This is a genomic window from Ralstonia pickettii (assembly GCF_030582395.1).
In the GTDB taxonomy this organism is placed as follows: domain Bacteria; phylum Pseudomonadota; class Gammaproteobacteria; order Burkholderiales; family Burkholderiaceae; genus Ralstonia; species Ralstonia pickettii_D.
On record NZ_CP104381.1, the window covers coordinates 2,011,412 to 2,035,504 of the forward strand.

25 protein-coding genes and 1 tRNA gene are annotated in these 24,093 nt (G+C 60.8%); all 26 read right to left on the reverse strand.

All coding sequences use genetic code 11. The features are described 5' to 3' along the window. Positions 1 to 33: 33 nt before the first annotated feature. Positions 34 to 1,290, reverse strand: a complete 1,257-nt coding sequence (gene urtA, locus N5B55_RS09705) for an urea ABC transporter substrate-binding protein (RefSeq protein ID WP_065858847.1) — start codon at positions 1,288 to 1,290, stop codon at positions 34 to 36. Positions 1,291 to 1,554: 264 nt separating this feature from the next. Next, a complete protein-coding gene (locus N5B55_RS09710; RefSeq protein ID WP_065858849.1) occupies positions 1,555 to 2,034 on the reverse strand; it encodes a MaoC family dehydratase in 480 nt (159 codons plus the stop codon). Positions 2,035 to 2,071: 37 nt separating this feature from the next. Next, entirely contained in the window at positions 2,072 to 2,557 is a 486-nt protein-coding gene (locus N5B55_RS09715) for a MaoC family dehydratase (RefSeq protein ID WP_065858851.1), read from the reverse strand. Positions 2,558 to 2,613: 56 nt separating this feature from the next. Beyond that, on the reverse strand, positions 2,614 to 3,744 hold the full coding sequence (locus N5B55_RS09720; RefSeq protein ID WP_012762298.1) for an acyl-CoA dehydrogenase family protein: 1,131 nt from the start codon (positions 3,742 to 3,744) through the stop codon (positions 2,614 to 2,616). Positions 3,745 to 3,779: 35 nt separating this feature from the next. Next, positions 3,780 to 4,976, reverse strand: a complete 1,197-nt coding sequence (locus N5B55_RS09725; RefSeq protein ID WP_065858855.1) for an acyl-CoA dehydrogenase family protein — start codon at positions 4,974 to 4,976, stop codon at positions 3,780 to 3,782. An 84-nt stretch (positions 4,977 to 5,060) separates the two neighbouring features. After that, a complete protein-coding gene (locus tag N5B55_RS09730; RefSeq protein WP_304538032.1) occupies positions 5,061 to 5,522 on the reverse strand; it encodes a DUF1178 family protein in 462 nt (153 codons plus the stop codon). 137 nt (positions 5,523 to 5,659) lie between these two features. Further along, complete coding sequence (locus N5B55_RS09735) at positions 5,660 to 6,271, reverse strand: NUDIX domain-containing protein (RefSeq protein WP_009241053.1); 612 nt, start codon at positions 6,269 to 6,271, stop codon at positions 5,660 to 5,662. 44 nt (positions 6,272 to 6,315) lie between these two features. After that, positions 6,316 to 6,630 (reverse strand): DUF2818 family protein, encoded by a 315-nt coding sequence (locus tag N5B55_RS09740; RefSeq protein WP_304538033.1) that lies wholly within the window; start codon positions 6,628 to 6,630, stop codon positions 6,316 to 6,318. Positions 6,631 to 6,643: 13 nt separating this feature from the next. Next, entirely contained in the window at positions 6,644 to 8,119 is a 1,476-nt protein-coding gene (gene nuoN / locus N5B55_RS09745) for an NADH-quinone oxidoreductase subunit NuoN (RefSeq protein WP_009241055.1), read from the reverse strand. 16 nt (positions 8,120 to 8,135) lie between these two features. Beyond that, a complete protein-coding gene (locus N5B55_RS09750) occupies positions 8,136 to 9,602 on the reverse strand; it encodes an NADH-quinone oxidoreductase subunit M (protein ID WP_004630785.1) in 1,467 nt (488 codons plus the stop codon). 12 nt (positions 9,603 to 9,614) lie between these two features. Further along, positions 9,615 to 11,675: an NADH-quinone oxidoreductase subunit L gene (gene nuoL, locus N5B55_RS09755; RefSeq protein WP_304538034.1), complete on the reverse strand. Its 2,061-nt coding sequence runs from the start codon at positions 11,673 to 11,675 to the stop codon at positions 9,615 to 9,617. 30 nt (positions 11,676 to 11,705) lie between these two features. After that, positions 11,706 to 12,017: an NADH-quinone oxidoreductase subunit NuoK gene (gene nuoK, locus N5B55_RS09760; protein ID WP_004630788.1), complete on the reverse strand. Its 312-nt coding sequence runs from the start codon at positions 12,015 to 12,017 to the stop codon at positions 11,706 to 11,708. Positions 12,018 to 12,034: 17 nt separating this feature from the next. After that, entirely contained in the window at positions 12,035 to 12,667 is a 633-nt protein-coding gene (locus N5B55_RS09765) for an NADH-quinone oxidoreductase subunit J (protein ID WP_009241058.1), read from the reverse strand. 146 nt (positions 12,668 to 12,813) lie between these two features. Next, positions 12,814 to 13,305 carry an NADH-quinone oxidoreductase subunit NuoI gene (gene nuoI / locus N5B55_RS09770; protein ID WP_003261939.1) on the reverse strand — a complete coding sequence of 164 codons (492 nt, stop codon included), beginning with the start codon at positions 13,303 to 13,305 and terminating at the stop codon, positions 12,814 to 12,816. 20 nt (positions 13,306 to 13,325) lie between these two features. Then, positions 13,326 to 14,390, reverse strand: coding sequence for an NADH-quinone oxidoreductase subunit NuoH (gene nuoH, locus N5B55_RS09775; protein WP_065858868.1), 1,065 nt, complete (start codon positions 14,388 to 14,390; stop codon positions 13,326 to 13,328). An 8-nt stretch (positions 14,391 to 14,398) separates the two neighbouring features. Beyond that, positions 14,399 to 16,750 carry an NADH-quinone oxidoreductase subunit NuoG gene (nuoG, locus tag N5B55_RS09780; protein WP_304538035.1) on the reverse strand — a complete coding sequence of 784 codons (2,352 nt, stop codon included), beginning with the start codon at positions 16,748 to 16,750 and terminating at the stop codon, positions 14,399 to 14,401. A gap of 12 nt (positions 16,751 to 16,762) precedes the next feature. Further along, a complete protein-coding gene (gene nuoF / locus N5B55_RS09785) occupies positions 16,763 to 18,058 on the reverse strand; it encodes an NADH-quinone oxidoreductase subunit NuoF (protein WP_065858872.1) in 1,296 nt (431 codons plus the stop codon). Next, complete coding sequence (gene nuoE / locus N5B55_RS09790; RefSeq protein WP_004630801.1) at positions 18,059 to 18,562, reverse strand: NADH-quinone oxidoreductase subunit NuoE; 504 nt, start codon at positions 18,560 to 18,562, stop codon at positions 18,059 to 18,061. It abuts the gene before it with no gap. Positions 18,563 to 18,677: 115 nt separating this feature from the next. Next, positions 18,678 to 19,931, reverse strand: coding sequence for an NADH-quinone oxidoreductase subunit D (locus N5B55_RS09795; protein ID WP_065858874.1), 1,254 nt, complete (start codon positions 19,929 to 19,931; stop codon positions 18,678 to 18,680). A gap of 13 nt (positions 19,932 to 19,944) precedes the next feature. Further along, a complete protein-coding gene (locus N5B55_RS09800; protein WP_304538036.1) occupies positions 19,945 to 20,547 on the reverse strand; it encodes an NADH-quinone oxidoreductase subunit C in 603 nt (200 codons plus the stop codon). A gap of 1 nt (position 20,548) precedes the next feature. Further along, positions 20,549 to 21,031, reverse strand: coding sequence for a NuoB/complex I 20 kDa subunit family protein (locus tag N5B55_RS09805; RefSeq protein WP_004630808.1), 483 nt, complete (start codon positions 21,029 to 21,031; stop codon positions 20,549 to 20,551). Positions 21,032 to 21,037: 6 nt separating this feature from the next. Beyond that, positions 21,038 to 21,397 carry an NADH-quinone oxidoreductase subunit A gene (locus N5B55_RS09810; protein ID WP_004630810.1) on the reverse strand — a complete coding sequence of 120 codons (360 nt, stop codon included), beginning with the start codon at positions 21,395 to 21,397 and terminating at the stop codon, positions 21,038 to 21,040. A 163-nt stretch (positions 21,398 to 21,560) separates the two neighbouring features. Further along, positions 21,561 to 21,645, reverse strand: a tRNA-Leu gene (locus N5B55_RS09815). 179 nt (positions 21,646 to 21,824) lie between these two features. After that, positions 21,825 to 22,187, reverse strand: coding sequence for a preprotein translocase subunit SecG (secG, locus tag N5B55_RS09820; RefSeq protein ID WP_009241064.1), 363 nt, complete (start codon positions 22,185 to 22,187; stop codon positions 21,825 to 21,827). A 62-nt stretch (positions 22,188 to 22,249) separates the two neighbouring features. Continuing rightward, positions 22,250 to 22,996 carry a triose-phosphate isomerase gene (tpiA, locus tag N5B55_RS09825; RefSeq protein WP_304538037.1) on the reverse strand — a complete coding sequence of 249 codons (747 nt, stop codon included), beginning with the start codon at positions 22,994 to 22,996 and terminating at the stop codon, positions 22,250 to 22,252. 79 nt (positions 22,997 to 23,075) lie between these two features. Next, complete coding sequence (locus N5B55_RS09830) at positions 23,076 to 24,080, reverse strand: NAD(P)H-quinone oxidoreductase (protein WP_304538038.1); 1,005 nt, start codon at positions 24,078 to 24,080, stop codon at positions 23,076 to 23,078. Between the last annotated feature and the right edge of the window lie 13 nt (positions 24,081 to 24,093).

The window sequence follows — 24,093 nt, forward strand, 5'->3', positions numbered from 1 at the left end:
CGGCCGCGCTGTATGCGCCGCCGGTCCGCCTGATTACTTCACTTCGTCAGGCTTGCCCTCGTTGCCCGGGATGTACGGGCTCCACGGCTTGGCGCGGATCACCGTCGGCGTCTTCCACACGACGTTGAACTGGCCGTCGCCGCGCACCTCGCCAATCATCACGGGCTTGCTCAGGTGATGGTTGTTGTTCATCACCAGCGTGAAGCCCGACGGTGCCTTGAACTGCTGGCCGTACATCGCCTTGCGGACCTTGTCCACGTCGGTGGAGCCGGCCTTCTCGACAGCCTGCTTCCACATCATGATGCCGACGTAGGTGGCTTCCATCGGGTCGTTGGTGACGCGCTTGTCGCCGCCCGGCAGGTTATTGGCCTTGACCCAGGCAGCCCACTTCTTCTTGAAGTCGTCGTTGACCGGGTTCTTGACCGACATGAAGTAGTTCCATGCGGCCAGATGGCCTACCAGAGGCTTGGTGTCGATGCCGCGCAGTTCTTCTTCACCCACCGAGAAGGCCACCACCGGCACGTCCTTGGCCTTCAGGCCGGCGTTGCCGAGTTCCTTGTAGAACGGCACGTTGGAGTCGCCGTTGATGGTCGACACGACGGCCGTCTTGCCGCCCTGCGCGAACTTCTTGATGTTGGCAACGATGGTCTGATAGTCGGAGTGGCCGAACGGCGTATAGACCTCTTCGATGTCGCTGTCCTTCACGCCCTTGCTGTGCAGGAAGGCACGCAGGATCTTGTTGGTCGTGCGCGGGTAGACGTAATCGGTACCGAGGAGGAAGAAGCGCTTGGCGCCGCCGCCTTCCTTGCTCATCAGGTATTCCACGGCCGGAATGGCCTGCTGGTTGGGTGCCGCGCCGGTGTAGAAGACGTTCTTCGACATCTCTTCGCCTTCGTACTGCACCGGGTAGAACAGCAGGCCGTTCAGCTCTTCATACACCGGCAGCACCGACTTGCGCGACACCGACGTCCAGCAGCCGAACGTCACAGCCACCTTGTCCTGCGTCAGCAGCCCACGCGCCTTCTCGGCAAACAGCGGCCAGTTCGATGCCGGGTCCACCACCACCGGCTCCAGCTTGCGGCCCAGCACGCCACCACTCTTGTTGATCTCGTCGATCGTCATCAGCGCGACGTCTTTCAGCGACGTCTCGGAGATGGCCATCGTACCCGACAGCGAATGCAGGACGCCGACCTTGATCGGTTCTTTTGCCTGAGCAAACGCGAGGCTCGACACGGACAACAGCGTTGCGGCGGCGACGGCAGACAGCTTCAACAGCTCACGACGTTTCATTGCGGCTCCTTGGGTTTATTGGTGGCGAGAACGACTCCCGGGCCCTAAAAGTGCAACTACCGTGCCATCACATTTGGCTCATTCGAAGGGAAATTCGCGCCAAAACGGTGCCAATGCAGCGCCAAGTCAGCGCATTTATTGTTTTGAATGCGCCTGCTTGGGGCGCGCGAATACAAGCACAAAACAAGCGGAGCGCAAGGGCAAACCGACGCAAAGAGAAAGGCCGGCATTGCGCCGGCCCGGTGAGCTTGCGAAAGACGCGACTCAGGAATAGCGGCGCGAAATCGATTCGGCCACGCAGACGGGGCGGTCCTGCCCTTCACGTTCGATGGTCACGGCCCAGGTCATCTGCGCGCCCGTCAGCGTCGGTGCATTGGGCAGTGGTGGGAGCGCTTCCATTGCCACCAGCGTCACGCGGGCACGCACACGGCTGCCCACCGGCACGGGCGCTGTAAAGCGGACTTTGTTCAGGCCATAGTTCACGCCCATTTTCACGTCCGACATGTTGATCGCGTTCGCCATCAGCATCGGCAGCAGCGACAGCGTCAGAAAGCCGTGCGCCACCGGTGCGCCAAACGGCGACTCGCGCTTGGCGCGCTCCACATCCACATGAATCCACTGGTGATCGCCCGTGGCCTCGGCAAAGAGGTTCACCTGCTGCTGCGTGATCTCGGTCCAGTCACTCACCGCAACTTCCTGGCCGATCAAACCTTTCAGTTCGTCGAGCGATTCGATGATGCGCATCTGCGTTGTCTCCTTGTTGTGATGCGATGACGTGTAATCAAGCCTTCGGGCGCCGGCCAAACAAGCCCATGCCCGTGACCGTACAGACTAGTTCGCCGCGCTGGTTGCGCGCTTCCCAACGGTTGACCGCCACGCCACGGTCCGGCTTCGACTGCGACGGACGCACTTCCATGCACGTGCTCGACACCGACAGCGTGTCTCCGGGATACACCGGCTTCATCCACCGGATTTCATCCACACCCGGGGAGCCCATGCTCGCCGCCTTGCCGAGGAAGCCGGTCACCATCAGCCGCATCATGATCGAGCACGTCATCCAGCCGCTCGAGATGATGCCGCCGTAGATGCTGTGCTTCGCGGCTTCCGCGTCGATGTGGAACGGTTGCGGATCGTACTGCCGTGCAAAGGTCAGGATCTCTTCTTCGGTGACCGTGTACGTGCCCATCTGCAGCGTGCGACCGACTTCAAAATCATCGAAGTAGAACTCGTACGATCGTGTTGCTTCTGCGCTTTCGTTCTCCGCCATGTCGTCTCCTCCAAATGACAACGCCCCGCACGAATGCGGGGCGTTCAGGTTTGCCGTTACGCCGCCTGCTGGAATCCAGGCAGCGATGCGAAGCGTGCCAGGTGATGATCCACGTCACCCAGCGTCGTGTTGATCATCGTCAGCCGCTTGAACATGTGCGCGGCGGGCAGCTCGTTCGTCACGCCCATGCCGCCGTGCAGTTGCACAGCTTCCTGGCCAACGTCACGTGCTGCCTGGCCAACACGCGCCTTGGCCGCAGACACATAGCGGCGGCGTGCCTCCACATCGCCATCCTCAAAGTGCGCCGCTGCCAGATACGTAATCGAACGGGCTTGTTCGCCATGGATGAACATATCGACCATGCGATGCTGCAATGCCTGGAAGCGTGCGATGGGCACGCCAAACTGCTGGCGGGTCTTGGTGTACTCAAGCGTTGCGGCGTTCAGCGCATCGATGAGGCCGATCGCTTCAGCGCACAACAGCACGCAGCCGAGATCGGCGACGGCGTCGATGGCCTCCCACGCTTCACCGGCCTTGCCCAGCAGCGTTGCCGGCGCGTTGTCGAAGCGGATGTCTGCAGCGTGCAGGTTGTCGATCGTGCGGTAATCCTTGACCGTCACACCAGCGGCATCGCGGTCGACCACGAAGAGCGACAGGCCCGACGTATCACGCGCCTCGCCACCGGTGCGCGCCGAGACGATGAGCTTGTCTGCCTGCGCGCCATGCACCACAACGGCCTTCTCGCCGGTGAGTGTCCATCCGCTGCCCTGCTGCGCAGCGCGCGTGGTGACATTGAACAGTTCGTAGCGCGATTGGCGCTCGCTGAAGGCGATAGCCAGCTTTAGAGCACCACCCGCGACCTCTTCCAACAGCGCGTCTTGGCCACCTGCGAGCTTCAACGCCTGGGCGCCCAGCACGGTCGCCTGATACGGCTCGACGACCAGGCCTCGACCCAGTTCCTGCATGACCACCAGCAGGTCCATCGCACGGCCGTCGAAACCGCCTTGTGCTTCGGGCACGGGCAGCGCAGTCAGACCCAGTTCGGCCAGCGCATCCCAATGGGCCTGGGACACCCCTTCAGGCGAGTACACCACCTTCTTGCGCGCCTCAAAACCGTAGTCCTTGTCGATGAAGCGGCGCACTGCATCGGCCAGTTGCTTCTGTTCGTCGGTGAACGAGAAATCCATGTTTGTCTCCGCTATGTGTTCTGTCGCCGTTTTGCTCAGACGCCAAGGATCATCTGCGAGATGATGTTGCGCTGGATCTCGTTCGACCCGCCGTAGATCGAAGTCTTGCGATAGTTGAAGTAGTACGGTGCCAGCGGCGCGGCATCGTTGTCGCCCGTCACGGCCTGCAAGGTCTCGCCTTCCAGGTAGCTCGGGTCGAACGGCTGGGCGTACGGCCCCACGGCCTCGACCATCAGCTCGGTCAGCATCTGCTGGATCTGCGTGCCCTTGATCTTGAGCAGCGATGCCTCAGGCCCCGGACCCTTGCCGGCGTTCTCGCTCGACACCACGCGCAGCACCGTCATCTCGAGCGCCAGCAGTTCGATCTCCAGCGAGGCCACCTTGGCGCCGAACACCGGGTCCTGCAGCAGCGGCTTGCCGTTCTTCTGGTGTTGCAGAGCGACGCGCTTGAGAAACGCCAGTTCGCGCTTCGAATTGCCCACACGCGCAATACCCGTGCGCTCGTGGCCGAGCAGATATTTGGCGTACGTCCAGCCGCGGTTCTCTTCACCGATCAGGTTTTGAACCGGCACCTTGACGTTGTCGAAGAAGACCTCGTTCACCTCGTGCTCTTCGTCCAGCATGATGATCGGGCGCACGGTGATGCCCGGCGTCTTCATGTCGATCAGCAGGAACGAGATCCCCTCTTGCTTCTTCGCGTCCGGATCCGTGCGGACCAGGCAAAAGATCATGTCGGCGTGTTGGCCCAATGTCGTCCAGGTCTTCTGGCCGTTGACGATGTAGTGGTCGCCTTCGCGCACGGCGCGTGTCTTCACCGAGGCCAGATCGGAACCGGAACCCGGTTCGGAATAGCCCTGGCACCACCAATCGGTGCAATCGACGATGCGCGGCAGGAAATAGCGCTTTTGCGCTTCGTTGCCGTACTTCATGATCACGGGCGCGACCATGCTGACGCCAAACGGCAGCACGCCAGGCGCGCCGACCTGCGCGCACTCTTCGTCCCAGATGTGTTTTTGGATGGGGGACCAACCGGTGCCGCCCCACTCGACCGGCCAGTGCGGCACCGACCAACCCTTGGCTGCGAGTGCCTTGTGCCAGCGAACGAAATCGTCGCGGTTCAGGCGGCGGTGGTTCAACACCTTGTCTTGGATGTCCTTGGGCAGATTGGCTTCCAGCCAGCCGCGGACTTCCTGGCGGAACGCATCATCGGCCGCCGAGTAGTTCAGATCCATGCCTGTCTCCTGTGGTTGGCTCCCCACCGTGGCAAATCGGCGGAGAACGTTCTGTCGGACCGGCGCGGACCTGAATCGGGGCAGCTAGTGCACGGGCTGCTTGAGCACGTCAGGCACCAACAGCGGCATCACGTCGATGCCCTCCTCCGCCAGCTCCTGCGCCTCCTCCCGAGAGGTCGTCCCGCGAATACCCCGCTCCGGCGCCTCCTTGTAGTGCATGCGGCGCGCCTCTTCTGCAAACCGCTTGCCCACGTCTTCGGTATTGGCAAGGACGTGGCGCACGGCTTTCAGGTAGAGCTGTTGCAGAGTTGCGGATGCACCGCCATCTCCGCCGGCCGTCTGGGCGGCAGCGCCCTTCTGGGCAGCGTCCGCTCGTGACGAAGACAGATTCAGGCGCGGCGCACTCGGCAAGCGCTCAACCTCGTTGTGACCGCAGACAGGGCACGTCAACAGCCCGCGTTCTTGCTGCGATTGCAGGTCGGCATCGGAGCCGAACCAGCCTTCGAAGCGATGGTCATTGGCACAGCGGAGGTCCAGCACTTTCATGATCGGTCCAGCGCATGGGAATGAGTGTATCCCTGATTCAAAAATTTGTGAACGGTCGTGCTAATTTTTTCGCACGACCGTTCGCTATGGTAACGGCAACACGCGAAACACGCAGTCGATCGACGAGGGCAAGCGGCTTAGGCTGCACCTGGCGTCCAGGCGCCCGACAGGATCTTCTCGAGCCAGAACGTGCCGATGATGGTCTTCACGTCCGAAATTTTGCCATCGCGCACCCAATCGATGAGTTGACCGGCGGACGTGATAAAGGTCTCGAGGAATTCGCCTTCATCCAGCATCGCCTCCCCTTGCTTGAGATCGCGTGCGAGATAAATGTCGATGAACTCGGTGGAATATGAAATGACCGGATGAATGCGGGTGAGGTAGTCCCAGCGCTCGGCCGTGTAGCCGGTTTCCTCGCGCAGCTCGCGCTTGCCGCACGCGAGCGCCCCTTCCTGCGGATCGAGCTTGCCGGCGGGGAATTCAATCATCACCCTGTCGACTGGGTAGCGAAACTGGCGCTCCATCAGCACAGTGCCATCGTCGAACAGCGGAATCATCATCACCGCGCCCGGATGAACCAGATATTCGCGGCTGGCGTTGCGGCCGTCCGGCAGCCGCACGATGTCCTGCTTGAGCGTGAGGAATTTACCCTGGTGCATCAACGCAGATGCAACCTGCGTCTCGCGCAGACCGGCGTCCGGTTCCTGTGTGGTATGGGGGGGGTCGTTCAGCGGAGTGTGATCGGACATGGCGCTCTCTCATGCCGAGACAGCGGGAACCTGCCCGGCGGGAATTAACGGGAATCGCGATGATGGCGAACCAGGTATTGCCACGTAAAGCCAGGAAACGCAAACACCAGCATCAGGCAAGCGGTGATCGCATAAAACTGCCAGCCTTGCACAAACGCATTCCCCTGGCTCGATTCGATACCGAAGCCAATCAGCCCAACCACGACATACATGGCAATCAGCTCGGCGCCGCGCAGCCAGAACGGCTTGCGCGGCCAGCGTGTCGGCACAAGTGCCAGCACGCGTTGGTTGACGAACGGCAGGTTGGCACAGATCAGTGCCAACACGATGACAAACAGACCGCCCGTCGATGTGCTCATGAAGCCGGGCGTGTTACGAAGCCAGTGTCAGGCGGATCGCCTGATAGCACACGGCCATGAGACCGGCCGGGAAGATACCGAGAAGCAGCACCAGCAAGCCATTGACCGACAGCAGCGAGCGCAGACCGAAGGTGGCCTCCACCGGGCCTTCGTCAGCGGGCACATCGAAGTACATGACCTTGATCACGCGCAGGTAGTAGAACGCACCCACCAGCGAGAAGAGCACGGCAACGACGGCCAGCCAGGACATGCCAGCATCGACCACTGCCCCCAAGACCGACAGCTTCGCGTAGAAACCAACCGTCGGCGGCAGGCCCGCCAGCGACATCATGATGAACAGCATCAGCAGCGCAAACCACGGGCTTTTCTTCGACAGGCCTTTCAGGTCGGCGATGTCTTCCGCCTCGTAGCCTTTACGCGACAGCAGCAGGATGATGCCGAACGCGCCCAGTGCGGTCAGCACGTAGGTGATGGCATAGAACATCGACGCACTGTAGGCCTGAGCTGTCAAATCCGGCTTGCCGGAGCTGACGCCCGATACCAGACCCAGCAGCAGAAAGCCCATGTGGGAAACCGTCGAATAGCCCAGCAGACGCTTGAAGTTGGTTTGCACCACGCCGGTGATATTGCCGATGGCCAGCGACACGACAGCCAACACGATCAGCATGTTCTGCCAATCGAATGCCAGGGGCAGCAGGCCTTCGACCAGAATACGAAGCGTCATCGCAAAGGCGGCCACCTTCGGCGCACCGGCAATCAGCAGCGTCACGGCCGTCGGCGAGCCTTGGTACACATCGGGCACCCACATGTGGAACGGTGCCACACCAAGCTTGAAGCCCAGACCCGCGACGATGAACACCACGCCAAACACGAGGATCGTCTTGTTGATCTCGCCGTTCTTGATGGCGTCAAACACCTTGCCTAGTTCCAGCGAGCCGGTCGCGCCGTACAGCATCGACATGCCGTACAGCAATAGGCCCGATGCCAGTGCGCCGAGGATGAAATACTTCATGGCCGATTCGGACGACACGTTCGAACGGCGGCGCAGCGCTACCAGCGTGTACGACGCCAGCGACAACAGTTCCAGGCCCAGATAGAGCACGAGGAAGTTGTTGCCGGTGATCATCACCACCTGGCCGCCCAGTGTGAACAGGGCGAACATGTAGAACTCGCCCGCGTACATGTCGCGGTCGGCCAGATAGCGGCGCGTATAGACCAGCGTGGCAAACAGCGTCAGCGCACAGAACGACGCCAGCACGTTGGCCATCGGGTCGATCACGGCCATGTTGCCGAACACGTAGTGCGTTTCACCGTTCCCAGCATTCAAGCCGAACCACACCGCCAGCACCAGCGTAATCACCAACGAAACCGGATAGGCCACGCTGCTTCGCTTCTGGCCGCGCGCCAGGTCAATCCAGTTGACGGCACCAATGCCCAGCGCGAGAAAAACGATTGGGGCAAAAGCCGCAATAGAGGAGGACGATTGCATAGTTTCTTCTCGCTGCTTACAGCTTCGACTGAGCCACGTGGGTCAGCAAGTTGACCACGGACGCATGCATGACATCGGTGAAAGGCTTCGGATACAGGCCCATGTACAGGGTGGCAATCGCCAGCACGCCGAGCATGAAGAACTCACGGCAGTTCAGGTCCTTCAACTCGGCCACGTGCTTATGGGTCACATCACCGAAGATCACGCGCTTGACCATCCACAGCGAATACGCTGCGCCAAAAATCAGTGCCGTGGCGGCCAGCAGACCAATCCAGAAATTGAACTTGACCGAGCCCAGGATCACCATGAATTCGCCAACGAAACCCGAGGTCGCCGGCAAGCCGCAGTTGGCCATGGCAAAGAAGACTGACAGCGCCGCGAACTTCGGCATGGTGTTCACAACACCGCCGTAATCGGCAATCTGCCGCGAATGCACGCGGTCATACAGCACGCCAATGCACAGGAACATCGCGCCCGAGATGAACCCGTGCGAGATCATCTGGACGATACCGCCCTCAACGCCGATTTCGTTGAAGATGAAGAAACCCAGCGTGACGAAGCCCATGTGCGCGATCGACGAATACGCGACCAGCTTCTTCATGTCGGCCTGCACCAGCGCCACCAGACCGATGTAGATCACGGCAACCAGCGAGATCGCGATGATGAACGCGGACAGGCTGTGGCTGGCGTCCGGCGCGATCGGCAGGGAGAACCGCAGGAAACCGTAGGCGCCCAGCTTCAGCATGATGGCAGCCAGCACAACGGAGCCGCCGGTCGGGGCTTCCACGTGGGCGTCCGGCAGCCAAGTGTGCACCGGCCACATCGGCACTTTCACGGCAAAGGCCATGAAAAACGCGAGGAAGATCAGGACCTGCTCGTTCATCGACAGCTTGACCTGATGCCACTGCAGGATTTCGAAAGTGCCGCTGTGGAAATACAGATACAACAGCGCAACCAGCGTCAGCAACGAACCCAGCAGCGTGTACAGGAAGAACTTGAATGCTGCATAGACACGGTTCGGGCCGCCCCACACACCGATGATGATGTACATCGGGATCAGCGTGGCTTCGAAGAACACGTAGAACAGCAGACCGTCGAGCGACGCGAACACGCCGATCATCAGGCCCGACAGGATCAGGAACGCGGCCATGTACTGCGCCACACGCTCGGTGATCACCTCCCAAGCGGCAATGACGACGATGACGGTGATGAACGCGGTCAGCACCACGAACCACATCGAGATGCCGTCAACACCCAGGTAGTAGCTGATATGGAAGCGCTCGATCCACGACGACTTCTCGACGAACTGCATCGCAGCCGTCGTCTTGTCGAAACGCGTGATGAGCGGGAGCGTCATCACGAAGCTGATCACGGAACCGATCAGCGACATCCAGCGGACATAACCGGGATTGCGGTCTGAGCCCGAGGCCAGCACCAGCACGCCGAAGAAGATCGGCAGCCAGATCGCAAAAGACAGAACCATTTTTGTAATCCCTTATTTGCCTGCCAGGAACACGAAATACGTCAGCAGCCCAACCGTGCCGATGATCATCGCGAACGCATAGTCATAGATGAAGCCGGACTGGAGCAGGCGCACGACCGTCGCGAACCAGCCCACCAGACGCGCGCTGCCGTTGACGACAACACCGTCGATCACACCTTGATCGCCGCCCTTCCACAAGCCACGGCCAAACTTGACCGCACCATTGGCAAAGACGATCTCGTTGATCTTGTCCATGTAGTACTTGTTATCCAGCAGCTTGTAGACGCCGAAGAAACGCTTGGCGATCGCCGCCGGAATATCCGGGCGTTTCAGATAGAAGAACCACGAGAGCACGACACCCGACACCAGCAGGATGAACGGTGCAGACGTAAAGCCATGCAGCGCCATCTCGACCCAACCGTGGAAGTCTTCGGCCAGCACCTTCATCGCTTCATGGTTCTCGCTGTTGAAGATGACTTCCGAGAACACCACACCGTGCTTGAAGAACTCGCCGAACAGCATCGGCTGAATCGCCCAGGCACCGATGATGACCGACGGAATTGCCAGCAAAACCAGCGGTACCGTCACCACCCACGGCGACTCGTGCGGCTTTTGGCCCGGAGCCAGCCCGTGATGGTGATCGTGATCGCCCTCTTCCTCTTCATGGTGATCGTCGTGGTGGGCGTGAGCCTTGCCAAAACGTTCTTCACCGTGAAACACCAGGAAATACATGCGGAACGAGTAGAACGCGGTCACGAACACACCAGCCAGCACAGCCCAGTAGGCAAAGCCGGCGCCCGGCAGGTGCGATTCGCGCACCGCTTCGATGATCGAGTCCTTCGAATAGAAGCCCGAGAAGAACGGCGTACCGATCAGCGCCAGCGACCCTATCAGCGAAGTGAGCCACGTAATCGGCATGTACTTGCGCAGGCCGCCCATGTTCCGCATGTCCTGATCGTGATGCATGCCGATGATGACCGAGCCTGCACCCAAGAACAGCAGTGCCTTGAAGAACGCATGCGTCATCAGGTGGAACACGGCCACTTGGTACGCCGATGCGCCGAGCGCGACGGTCATGTAGCCGAGCTGAGACAGCGTGGAATACGCGACCACACGCTTGATGTCGGTCTGGATGATGCCCAGGAAGCCCATGAACAGCGCCGTGATGGCGCCGATAATCAGCACGAACGACAGCGCGGTATCCGACAGCTCGAACAGCGGCGACATGCGCGCGACCATGAAGATACCGGCGGTCACCATGGTGGCCGCGTGAATCAGTGCAGAAATCGGGGTCGGGCCTTCCATCGAGTCCGGCAGCCACACGTGCAGGGGGAACTGGGCCGATTTACCCATCGCACCGATAAACAGGCAGATACAGGCGACCGTCAGCATGTGCCAATCGGAACCCGGGAAGCCGATCGTGGCCAGGTTGTCGCGGGCGGCGAACACGTCGGCATAGCTGAGGCTGCCGCTGTAGGCGAGCAACAGGCCGATGCCGAGAACGAAACCAAAGTCACCCACGCGGTTGACCAGGAACGCCTTCATGTTGGCGTAGATGGCCGTCGGGCGCTTGAACCAGAAACCGATCAGCAGGTACGACACCAGGCCCACGGCTTCCCAGCCGAAGAACAGTTGCAGGAAGTTGTTGCTCATCACGAGCATCAACATCGAGAACGTAAACAGCGAGATGTATGCGAAGAAACGGTTGTAGCCGTCGTCTTCCGCCATGTAGCCGATGGTGTAGATGTGCACCATGAGCGAGACGAAAGTCACCACGCACATCATCATCGCCGTCAGCGAATCGATGAGGAAACCGACTTCCATCTTGAGCGTGCCAACGGTCATCCATTCATAAACGGTGCCGTTGTAGCCGGCGCCATTGATGACGTCAGACAGCGTCAGCGCAGACAGAATGAAGGCGATCGCAACACCGAGGATGGTGACGCTGTGGGATGCCGTGCGGCCGATCTTCTCACCAAAGAACTTGGTGCCGAACAGCCCGGCGATCGCCGCGCCGGCCAGCGGCGCGAGCGGGATCGCCAGCAGCAGGTTGGGATTGAGCGTGGTAGCCATGGAACGCTTCTTATAGGTGGGATGCGGAGGTCAGCCCTTCAGGCTGTCCAGATCGTCGACGTTGATGGTGTCCAGATTACGGAACAGCACCACCAGGATGGCGAGACCGATCGCGGATTCCGCCGCAGCCACCGTCAGGATGAAAAACACGAACACCTGCCCCGCCAGATCGCCCAGGTAGTGGGAGAACGCGACGAAGTTCAGGTTGACCGCCAGCAGCATCAATTCGATCGCCATCAGCAGCACGATGACGTTCTTGCGGTTCAGGAAAATGCCGACAATGCTGATGGCAAACAGCACCGCGCCGAGCACGAGGTAATGGGCAAGGGATAATGAAGACATATGGGTTCTCCCGGGGCTCAGCTCTTGGATTCAGCCGAAGCTGCGCCGGCGGACTTTTCCGCCGGCATCGAGACCAGGCGCACGCGGTCCTTGCGCTTCACGCGGATCTGATCGGACACGTTCTGTGCCTTGGTGTCCTTGCGGCGGCGTGCGGTCAAGGCGACGGCGGCCACAATCGCCAGCAGCAACACCGCGCCAGCCACTTCAAAGGCATAGATGTAATCGGTATAGATCAGCTTCCCGAGCGCCTGTGTGTTCGGCCCATTAAAGCCCTTCGGCAGTTCCTGCACCGGCTGCACGCGGCCCATGAAGGTCTTGGTCAGCACGACGGCCATTTCCAAGATGATGACCACGCCCACGAAGGCCGCCATCGGTACGTAGGTCCAGAAATCGCGTCGCAGGTGTTCGATGTCGATATCGATCATCATCACCACGAACAGGAACAGCACCATCACTGCCCCAACGTAGACCAGCACCAGCGTGATGGCGAGGAATTCCGCCTTGAGCAGCATCCAGATCGCCGCCGCAGTGAAAAACGAGAGCACGAGGAACAGCGCCGCGTGCACCGGGTTCTTCGCGGTGATGACCTTCAGCGCTGCGAGCACCAGCACGAGCGCGAAACAGTAGAAGATGATCGTCGTGATTTCCATGATCCTGGCACGGGCCGTTTTGCGGCACGCGCTTGTCCAAAGCTGCGATGGCATGACGCCACCGCAACTGGTTGGCTCTGCAAGAGCCGTTGTCCAACCGGGATGTCAACTGCACCGCCCGCCTACTGCACGGCGGACGTCTTGAATCAGCGGTACTTTGCGTCGGCCGCTTTGTTGGCCGCGATTTCCGGCTCGAAGCGATCCCCCACGGCCAGCAGCATGTCTTTGGTGAAATACAGGTCGCCGCGCTTTTCACCGTGGTATTCGAGGATGTGCGTCTCGACGATGGCGTCCACCGGACAAGCCTCTTCGCAGAAGCCGCAGAAAATACACTTCGTCAGGTCGATGTCGTAGCGCGTGGTGCGGCGGGTGCCGTCGTCACGCTGATCCGACTCGATCGTGATGGCCAGAGCCGGGCAAACGGCTTCGCACAGCTTGCACGCAATGCAGCGCTCTTCGCCGTTCGGATAGCGACGCAGTGCATGTAGACCGCGAAAGCGCGGCGACAGCGGCGTCTTCTCTTCCGGAAAGAGAACGGTGATCTTGCGCGCAAACAGGTAGCGCCCGGTCAGCGCCAGCCCCTTGAAGAGTTCCTTCAGGAGCAGGCTGTTAAAGAATTCCTTGATGGCAAGCAACATGGTGCCTTCCTATTGTCCCGTTACTTCCAGATGTTCCACGGCGACACCAACCAGATGGCGACGACGACAAGCCAGCCCACAGTGAGCGGAATGAAGATCTTCCAGCCCAGACGCATGATCTGGTCGTAGCGATAACGCGGGAACGATGCGCGCAGCCAGATGAAGACCGACAGCAGCAGGAAAACCTTGATCAGCAGCCAGAAGAAGCCCGGAATCCAGTTGAAGACCGGTGCATCGATCGGCGAAGCCCAGCCGCCCAGGAACAGCGTTGCGGTCAGCGCGGAGATCACGATCATGTTGATGTACTCGGCCAGGAAGAACAGCGCGAACGCCATGCCCGAGTATTCGATCATGTGACCGGCCACGATTTCGGATTCGCCTTCCACCACATCGAATGGGTGGCGGTTCGTTTCAGCCACACCCGAGATGAAGTAGACGCCAAACATCGGCAGCAGCGGCAGCCAGTTCCACGAGAGGATGTTGATGCCGTGACCCGCAAAAAAACCGCGATTCTGCGAATTAACGATGTCCGACAGGTTCAGGCTGCCTGTCACCATCAGCACCGTCACGAGCGCGAAGCCCATCGCAATTTCGTACGAAATCATCTGTGCCGAAGCGCGCATCGCACCCAGGAACGCGTACTTCGAGTTCGACGCCCAGCCCGCCAGGATCACGCCGTATACGCCCACCGAGCTGATCGCCATCACGTACAACAGGCCGGCGTTGATGTTCGACACCATGGCTTCCGCTTGGAACGGGATCACGGCCCAGATCGCCACCGCCGGCATCAGCACCATCAGCGGCGCAATGATGTACATGCCACGGCTGACCGCGCTAGGCACCATGACTTCCTTGAGCAGCAGCTTGAGCACGTCGGCAATCGGCTGCAGCAGGCCCATCGGGCCAACGCGGTTCGGGCCCAGACGCACGTGCATCCAGCCGATGAGCTTGCGCTCCCACAGAATCAGGTAAGCCACGCACAGCAGCAGCGGCAGAATGATGCAGACCGCGCGAACCAGCGTCCAGATCAGCGGCCACCACCCACCGAAGGTAGCGGTACCGAAAGAAGTAATCGACTCGATCATGTTGACCCTTACACCGTAGCCGCCAGCGCGGACGATTCAACCTTCTCAACGCTTACCGCACCGAACATGGCACCCAGTTGCGCCGACGCTTCGGTAGCGGCCGGCACGCGGATCACGCCAGAAGCCAGCGACTTGTCCAGCACGGCCGGCAGCACCACGCTGCGCTGCCCTTGCGTCACGCGCACGGCGTCACCATTGGCCAGGCCCAGTTGTGCGTAGAGATCAGCCGGCAAGCCAGCACGCACGGCAGCACGTGCTGCAGCCGTCAGTTGCAGCGAACCGGCGCGGCGCACGATCGGATCGGCGTGGTAAATCGGCACATCGGCCAGACGCTCGATGCCTGCCGTAGTAGCAACTGGGGCGGCGGTCTGCGCAATCGTCGCGTTCGACAAACGCTCGGTGACCGGCTTGGCCAGCACTTCGTCGCGCACCACTTCCGAGCTGTCGTACTCAAAGCCAGACACGTTCAGCAGGTTGCCCAGTACCCGCAGGACCTTCCAGGCGGGTCGCGAGTCACCCAGGCTGCGCACAACGCCATTGAAGCTTTGCGGCAATCCCTCGCAGTTGATGAACGTGCCCGAGGTTTCGGTGAAGGGAGCCGTCGGCAGCAGCACGTCCGCGTATTCAAGTGCGGCGCGAGAGGCAAACGGCGCTAGCACGATCACGGTGTCGGCTTGGTCCAGTGCTGCACGCGTTTGCGTGGGGTTGGCGGTATCGAATTCCGGCTCGGCGCCCAACAGCACGTAAGCGCGGCGCGGTTGCGCCAGCATGGCGGCGGCATCCAAGCCATTGCCTTGGGGGAGCGCCCCGGCGATGTAACCACCAACCGTGTTGGCTGCTTCCGTCAGGAAGCCAAGCGTCGCGCCGGTCTGCTGCGCGACCCACTGGGCCAACGCATGCAGTTGCGAAAACTGCGGGTGCGCCACGGCGGCGTTGCCGAGGAACACAGCCTTGCGCTCGCCCGAAGCGAGGCTTGCGGCGATGCGCCGGGCAATGTCACCGGCTTCGATTCCATCGGTGCCGCCTGGACGGGCAACATTATTGGCAGCAGCCACGGCCACCGCCACTTGCGACAGCAGCGACAGCCATTGCGACGGTGCGCCCAACAGTTGGGTGGCAGGCATCAGCAGATCTTCGCCACCTGCGCCGATCATGCTCAGTTGTGCACCCTTCTTGCCTGCCTGACGCAGACGCGCGGCCAGCAGTGGGTGATCCTTGCGCAGGAAAGAGCCTACGACCAGCGTACGCTGCAGCAGCGACACGTCGGCGATCGGCATGCCAAGCCACGGAGCGCCCGTTGGCTTGACCGAGAAATCGGACTGACGCAAACGGAAGTCGACGTTGTCGCTGCCAATGCCGCGCACCAGCTTTTGCAGCAGGAACAGCTCTTCAAGCGTGCTGTGTGGGCTGGCCAATGCACCGATTTGCTCCGCACCGTGGTCACGCTTGATTTCGTTCAGGCCGTTGGCAACGTACTCCAGTGCGGTAGTCCAGTCGACAGCCTTCCATTGACCACCTTGCTTGAGCATCGGTTGGGTCAGGCGGTCATCGCTGTTCACGCCCTCATAGGCAAAGCGATCCTTATCGGAAAGCCAGCATTCGTTGATGGCTTCGTTGTCCAGCGGAAGAACGCGCATCACGCGCTGATTCTTCGTCTGGACGATCACGTTAGCGCCCAGGCCATCGTGCGGCGACACCGACTTGCGGCGTGCCAGCTCCCACGTACGAGCGGAATAGCGGAACGGCTTGCTGGTCAGTGCGCCAACGGGGCACAGATCGATCATGTTGCCCGACAACTCGGAGTCAACGGTCTGCCCGACGAACGTTGTGATCTCGGAATGCTCGCCGCGGTTGAGCATGCCCAGTTCCATCACGCCCGCAATTTCCTGGCCGAAACGGACACAGCGCGTGCAGTGAATGCAGCGCGTCATCTCTTCCATGGAGATCAACGGGCCCACGTTCTTGTGGAACACCACACGCTTCTCTTCCTGGTAGCGCGATTCGGACTTGCCATAACCCACGGCCAAGTCCTGCAGTTGGCACTCGCCGCCCTGGTCACAGATCGGGCAATCCAACGGGTGGTTGATCAGCAGGAACTCCATCACGGACTTCTGCGCCTTCACTGCCTTCTCGGAGTTTGTGAAGACCTTCATGCCCGCGGTGACGGGCGTGGCGCAGGCCGGCAGCGCCTTGGGCGCCTTCTCGACCTCGACCAGGCACATCCGGCAGTTGGCCGCGACCGACAGTTTGCGGTGATAGCAGAAGTGAGGAATGTAGGTGCCCGTCTGGCGAGCAGCCTCCATCACCAGGCTGCCTTCGGCAACCTCGACCTTCTTGCCATCGATTTCGATTTCAACCATGTTCTGCCACGCTTAAATGTAGGTGGGCACCATGCACTGCTTGTGTTCGACGTGATACGCGAACTCATCCCAGTAGTGCTTGAGCATGCCGCGGACCGGCATCGCGGCGGCATCGCCGAGCGCGCAGATGGTCCGGCCCATGATGTTTTCGGCCACGTTGTTCAGCAGGTCCAGGTCTTCCTGGCGGCCCTTGCCGTGCTCGATGCGATCGACGACGCGGTACAGCCACCCGGTGCCCTCACGGCACGGCGTGCACTGGCCGCACGACTCTTCGTAATAAAAATAAGACAGACGCAGCAGCGACTTCACCATGCAGCGCGTTTCGTCCATCACGATGACGGCGCCCGAGCCCAGCATCGAACCCGCCTTGGCGATCGAGTCGTAGTCCATGTCGGAGGCCATCATCAGGTCAGCCGGCACCACCGGCGCCGACGATCCACCCGGGATGACCGCCTTGAGCTTCTTGCCACCGCGCATACCGCCGGCCAACTCCAGCAGCTTAGAGAACGGCGTGCCGAGCGGAATCTCGTAGTTGCCCGGACGCTCCACATCGCCAGACACAGAGAAGATCTTGGAGCCGCCGTTGTTCGGCTTGCCCATCTTCAAGTAGTTGTCCGGACCGATGGCCAACAAGAACGGCACCGCGGCAAAGGTTTCGGTGTTGTTGATGGTGGTCGGCTTGCCGTACAAGCCGAAGCTCGCCGGGAACGGCGGCTTGAACCGCGGCTGGCCCTTCTTGCCTTCCAGCGATTCGAGCAGTGCGGTCTCTTCACCGCAGATGTACGCGCCATAACCATGGTGCGCATGCAGCTGGAAGTTGAAGCCGGAGCCCAGGATGTTGTCACCGAGGAAGCCCGCAGCGCGCGCCTCTTCCAGTGCCTGTTCAAAGATCTTGTATTCGTTCCAGATCTCGCCGTGGATGTAGTTGTAGCCCACGGTGATGCCCATCGCGTAGCCGCCAATGGCCATGCCTTCGATCAGCGCGTGCGGGTTGTAGCGAATGATGTCGCGATCCTTGAACGTACCCGGCTCACCTTCGTCCGTGTTGCAAACGAGATACTTCTGGCCCGGGAACTGGCGTGGCATGAAGCTCCACTTCAAGCCGGTCGGGAAACCCGCACCGCCACGGCCGCGCAGGCCCGACGCCTTCACGTCAGCGATGACCTGCTCGGGGGTGATCTTCTCGGTAAGGATGCGTTTGAGCTGTTGATAGCCGCCACGCTTGACGTAATCTTCAAGATGCCAGTTGTCGCCGTTCAGACCGGCGAGAATCAACGGCTGGATATGTCGATCGTGCAGAGAGGTCATTTACTTGCCTGCTCCGTTGGTCGGCGCCTTCGACTGGAGGTCGGCGATCAGCGCGTCGAGCTTCTCGTTGCTCATGAAGCTGCACATGTGGGTGTTGTTGACGATCATGACGGGTGCATCACCGCACGCGCCCATGCACTCGCCTTCCTTCAGCGTGAAGTTGCCGTCGGCGGTGGTCTCGTTGAAACCGATGCCCAGCTTCTTCTTCAGGTAGTCGGCAGCACGTTCGCCGCCCGACAGCGCGCACGGCAAGTTCGTGCACACCGACAGCTTGAAGCGGCCAACCGGCTTGGTGTCGTACATGTTATAGAACGTCGCCACTTCCTCGACCCACACCGGCGGCATTTCGAGGTATTCGGCCACGAACTGCATGACTTCGGGCGAGACCCAGCCTTTCTCGCTCTGCGCGACCGCCAGCGCCGCCATCACGGCGGACTGCTTCTGGTCGGCGGGATATTTCGCGACCGCCCGGTCGATTTCCTTGAGAGCTTCTGCTGATAGCATGTTCGTTGCGATTGGTGCGGGACGCGGGGCGTATTACCTAAGTACCTTACCCCGGCGTGCGTCCTCGTTTCACAGCCGCGCTTGCCTGCGCGTCAAACCGTTGTTTCCTGCGGGCTCAGCGATCGATCTCGCCAAACACGATGTCCTGCGTACCGATGATCGTCACCGCATCGGCAATCATGTGACCCTTCGCCATTTCGTCGAGCGCGGCCAGATGAACGAAGCCCGGGGCGCGAATCTTCAGACGGTACGGCTTGTTGGCGCCGTCGGAGATTGCATAAATGCCGAACTCGCCCTTCGGATGCTCAACGGCGGCATACGCCTCGCCTTCGGGCACGTGCATACCTTCGGTGAAGAGCTTGAAGTGGTGAATCAGCTCTTCCATGTTGGTCTTCATGTCCACGCGCGACGGAGGCGCCACCTTGTGGTTATCGGTGATCACCGGACCCGGGTTCTTGCGCAGCCACTCGATGCACTGACGAATGATGCGATTGCTCTGGCGCATTTCTTCGACGCGCACCAGATAACGGTCGTAGCAATCACCGTTCACGCCGACCGGAATGTCGAAATCGATGCGGTCGTACACTTCGTACGGCTGCTTCTTGCGCACATCCCACTCGATACCCGAACCACGCAGCATCGCACCCGAGAAGCCTTTGTTGAGCGCGCGCTCCGGAGTCACCACCCCGATGCCAACGAGACGCTGCTTCCAAATCCGGTTGTCGGTCAGCAGGGTTTCGTATTCGTCAACGTACTTCGGGAAGCGGTTGGTGAAGTCTTCAATGAAGTCCAGCAGCGAACCCGAACGCGCTTCGTTCAGGGCAGCCAGGGCCTTCTCGTTGCGCACCTTGGATGCCTTGTATTGCGGCATCGTGTCAGGCAGGTCGCGATAGACACCGCCCGGGCGGTAGTAGGCTGCGTGCATGCGCGCACCCGAAACCGCCTCGTACATATCAAACAGGTCTTCGCGCTCACGGAAGGCGTACAGAAACACCGCCATGGCACCCACGTCCAGCGCGTGCGAACCAATCCACATCAGGTGGTTCATGATCCGCGTGATTTCGTCGAACATCACGCGGATGTACTGCGCACGCAGCGGCACTTCGAGACCCAGCAGGCGTTCGATTGCCATCACGTAGGCGTGCTCGTTGACCATCATCGACACATAGTCGAGTCGATCCATGTACGGCACGCTCTGAATCCAGGTCTTCTGTTCAGCGAGCTTTTCCGTCGCGCGATGCAGCAGACCGATGTGCGGGTCGGCGCGTTGAATGACTTCGCCGTCCAGTTCCAGCACGAGGCGCAGCACGCCGTGTGCGGCCGGGTGTTGCGGACCGAAGTTCAGGGTGTAGTTCTTGATATCTGCCATGATCGGGCGCCCTTCAGTGCTTCAGACCACCGTATTGATCCTCGCGGATCACACGCGGCGTAATCTCGCGCGGCTCGATGGTCACCGGCTGATAGACCACGCGACGCTGCACCGGGTCGTAGCGCATTTCAACGTAACCCGACACGGGAAAATCCTTGCGGAACGGATGGCCGATGAAGCCGTAGTCGGTCAGGATGCGACGCAGGTCCGGGTGGCCTTCGAACACCAGGCCATAGAGGTCAAATGCCTCACGTTCGTACCAGTCGGCGGAATTCCAGATCGTCGTCACGGACGCCACCACCGGCAGGTCATCGTCCGGCGCGAACACGCGAACGCGAACACGCCAGTTGTGCGTGATCGACAGCAGGTGGGACACAGCAGCAAAACGCGGGCCGTTCCAGGCACCGTCACCGTAATCGGCATAATCGACGCCACACAGGTCGATCAGCTGCTCAAATTTAAGCGAGGCTTCGTCGCGCAGCGTGCGCATGACGTCGTAGTAATCGGCAGCCTTCACTACGAGAGTGAGTTCACCAATCGACTCAGTCAGGCTTTGAACGCGATCGCCCAGCGCCTTTTCCAGCGCGGCCTTCAGGGTGGCAAGCTTCTCGGTCATGTCAGGCCTTGCGCGCGATGGTGTTGGTGCGACGGATCTTGGCCTGCAGCTGGATGATGCCGTAGATCAGCGCTTCAGCCGTGGGCGGACAGCCCGGCACGTACACATCGACCGGCACGATGCGATCGCAGCCGCGCACGACAGAATACGAGTAGTGGTAGTAACCGCCGCCATTCGCGCACGAGCCCATGGAGATGACCCAGCGAGGCTCGGCCATCTGGTCGTACACCTTGCGCAGTGCAGGCGCCATCTTGTTGCACAGTGTCCCGGCCACGATCATCACGTCAGACTGACGCGGCGACGGACGAAACACCACGCCAAAACGGTCCAGGTCATAACGCGACGCGCCGGCATGCATCATTTCCACAGCACAGCACGCCAGACCGAACGTCATCGGCCACAGGGACCCGGTACGGGTCCAATTGATCAGCTTGTCAGCGGTTGTCGTGACAAAGCCTTCGTTGAGTACGCCTTCGATCGCCATTTCACATCACTCCCAATCGAGCGCGCCTTTTTTCCAGATGTAGACGAAGCCCACGAGAAACTCGAGAAGAAACACGCCCATCGCGAAGAACCCCGGCCAGCCGATCTCACGCAGCGCCACGCCCCACGGGAAGAGGAACGCGGTCTCCAGATCGAACAGGATGAACAGGATGGCGATGAGGTAATAGCGCACGTCGAACTTCATGCGCGCGTCTTCGAATGCTTCGAAGCCGCACTCGTACGGCGAGAGCTTGTCAGGATCGGGATTGTTCGGACCGAGGACTCGGCCGATGGTCATCAGCGCAAGGCCAAGGCCAACACCGACAACGATGAACAACAGTACGGGGAAATAGGCTTCGAGGTTCAAGGGACGCCCGCCTTTTTGAATGGTTGCAACAGCACTGCCCGCAGGCGGCGCCTTGTCGCCCCATCGAAGGCGCCGGGTCCGCAGCCTTACGACGCCTCGACCGCGCGTCGTCTTGCGGAGGGGCCTGCGCGGAACATCCCGTGGAACAGACCCCGAATTTGATTGGTGCCGACGGCGAGACTCGAACTCGCACAGCTTTCGCCACTACCCCCTCAAGATAGCGTGTCTACCAATTTCACCACGTCGGCTGGGGGAAGAAACTCTATCAGGAACCCGGTTGAGGCTTAGCGCCCCTGCCCGTTTTCCGTATTGTTTCAAGCCTTGCATTCTACCGCAAAGCGAAGCTTTTGTTCAATGCACAAAGAAAAATCTTATGCTTCGCGGCGCGCTGAAAACCCAAACAGTACGCCGCGATCGTTACATCAAATTACTTGGGCACAGCGGGCGAGGAAGCTGCGGCCGGACCAGCAGCCGGAGCCGAGGCCGCCGGTGCCGACGCCGTGGACGTAACAGGTGCGACCGAACCCATCACACCCGCAGACACACTGCCCTTGCTGGTGCCGATCAGCGTCAGCGCCAACGTGGCAATGAAAAACACGGTAGCCAGCACAGCCGTCGTGCGCGACAAGAAGTTGGCCGAGCCTGTTGCGCCGAACAGGCTACCCGACGCACCGGAGCCAAAGGCTGCCCCAACGTCGGCGCCCTTGCCGTGCTGCAGCAGCACCAGGCCGATCACACCGAGCGCGCTCAGGATTTGTGCCACCAGCAGCAGAGTCTTCAGAATTGCCATTTCGTTTCTCTCAATAATATGTTGCAGTCGCACATCGGTGACATTGCGACTCGATCCGTCGTTTATGCGCGACCGATCGCCAGGAAATCTTCGGCCTTCAGGGAGGCGCCGCCGATCAGGCCACCATCGATGTCCGCCATAGCAAACAGTTCGCCGGCATTGTCCGGCTTGACGCTTCCGCCATACAGAATTACCAAGCGCTGCGCCACACCCGCATCACGGGCAGCGACGCGCGCTCGAAGGAACGCATGCACAGCCTGCGCCTGCTCGCTGGATGCGGTTTTGCCTGTGCCGATCGCCCAGACCGGCTCATAAGCCACAACAATACGACCCAGTTGCTCCGCCGACAGCGCTTCCAGTACCGCATCCAGTTGCTGGCCCACCACCTGCTCGGTCTCACCGGCTTCGCGCTGCGCAAGCGTTTCGCCCACACAGACGATCGGTGTGATGCCGTGTTCGAGCGCGCGCAGGGCCTTGGCCGCCACTTGCGCGTCGGTTTCACCGTGGTACGACCGACGCTCGGAGTGCCCAACGATCACGTAGCCGCAACCGAATTCCGACAACATCGACGCCGCCACTTCGCCCGTAAAGGCGCCGCGCGCTTCAGCCGAAACATCCTGGGCGCCCCATGCCACCGCAGAACCGGCGAGCAGCGACTGGCACTGCGCCAGGTACGGAAACGGCGCACATACCGCCAGCGTGGCGGCGGTTTTGCCTGCGGCCTTGATCTGCTCAAGCAGCGCGGCGTTCGTGCTCAGGCTGCCATGCAGCTTCCAGTTCCCCACCACCAGCTTCGGTCTTGCGTTCACGTTTTGCCCGGTCGACTGTCAAATAAACCCGGCATTCTACCGTGGCGGCAAAAACAGGGTCAATTTTGACGTCTTGGAATCAATCCCAAACCAACATGATCTTGCCGATATGGGCGCTCGATTCCATCAGCGCGTGGGCCTGGGCCGCCTGCGCGGCCGGCATGACCTCATGGACGACCGGCTTGATGCGCCCAGAAGCCAGCAACGGCCAGACCGTTTCATACAGGTTGGCCGCGATGGCCGCCTTGAACGCGACCGGACGCGGGCGCAGTGTCGAACCCGTCAGCGTAAGGCGGCGGCGCAGGATGTCACCCAGCGGCACCTCGGCTTTGGCGCCGCCCAGCAATGCAATCAATACGATGCGACCGTCGTCAGCAGTGCAGTCAATTTCGCGCGCGACATAGCTGCCGCCGACCATGTCGAGCACCACGTCGGCGCCACGGCCCGTCTCAGCCTTGACGATCTCGACAAAATCTTCGGTCTTGTAATTGATGGCGCGCGCAGCACCGAGTTTGACGCACGCGTCGCACTTGTCGGCGCTACCTGCCGTCGCAAAAACACGGTGACCCAATGCGGACGCGATCTGAATGGCCGTCGTTCCGATGCCACTGGAGCCACCTTGCACGAGCAGCGTCTCATCGGCACCGTGTGCGCCGCGCCCCAGCAAGCCGCGGTCGAATACGTTCGACCACACGGTGAAATAGTTCTCGGGCAACGCAGCGGCTTCCACATCGGACAAACCGGCCGGCACGGGCAGCACCTGGCCCAGCGGTGCCGTGCAGAACTCCGCGTAGCCCCCACCCTGCACCAGCGCGCAGACGCGATCGCCCACCTTCAAGCCGTAGCGGTTGTCAGCATGCGCCAGATCACCACTGACAATTTCGCCAGCGACTTCCAGTCCGGGAATGTCGGACGCACCGGGCGGCACCGGATAATTGCCTGTCCGCTGAAACACATCCGGCCGGTTCACGCCGGCAGCGCGCACACGGATCAACACCTCACCAGCCTTGGTTTCCGGCATCGGGCGCTCGCCGAGCTGCAGGACGTCAGGGCCACCGTATTGGGTGATTTCAATCGCTTTCATGGGAATCGGATCA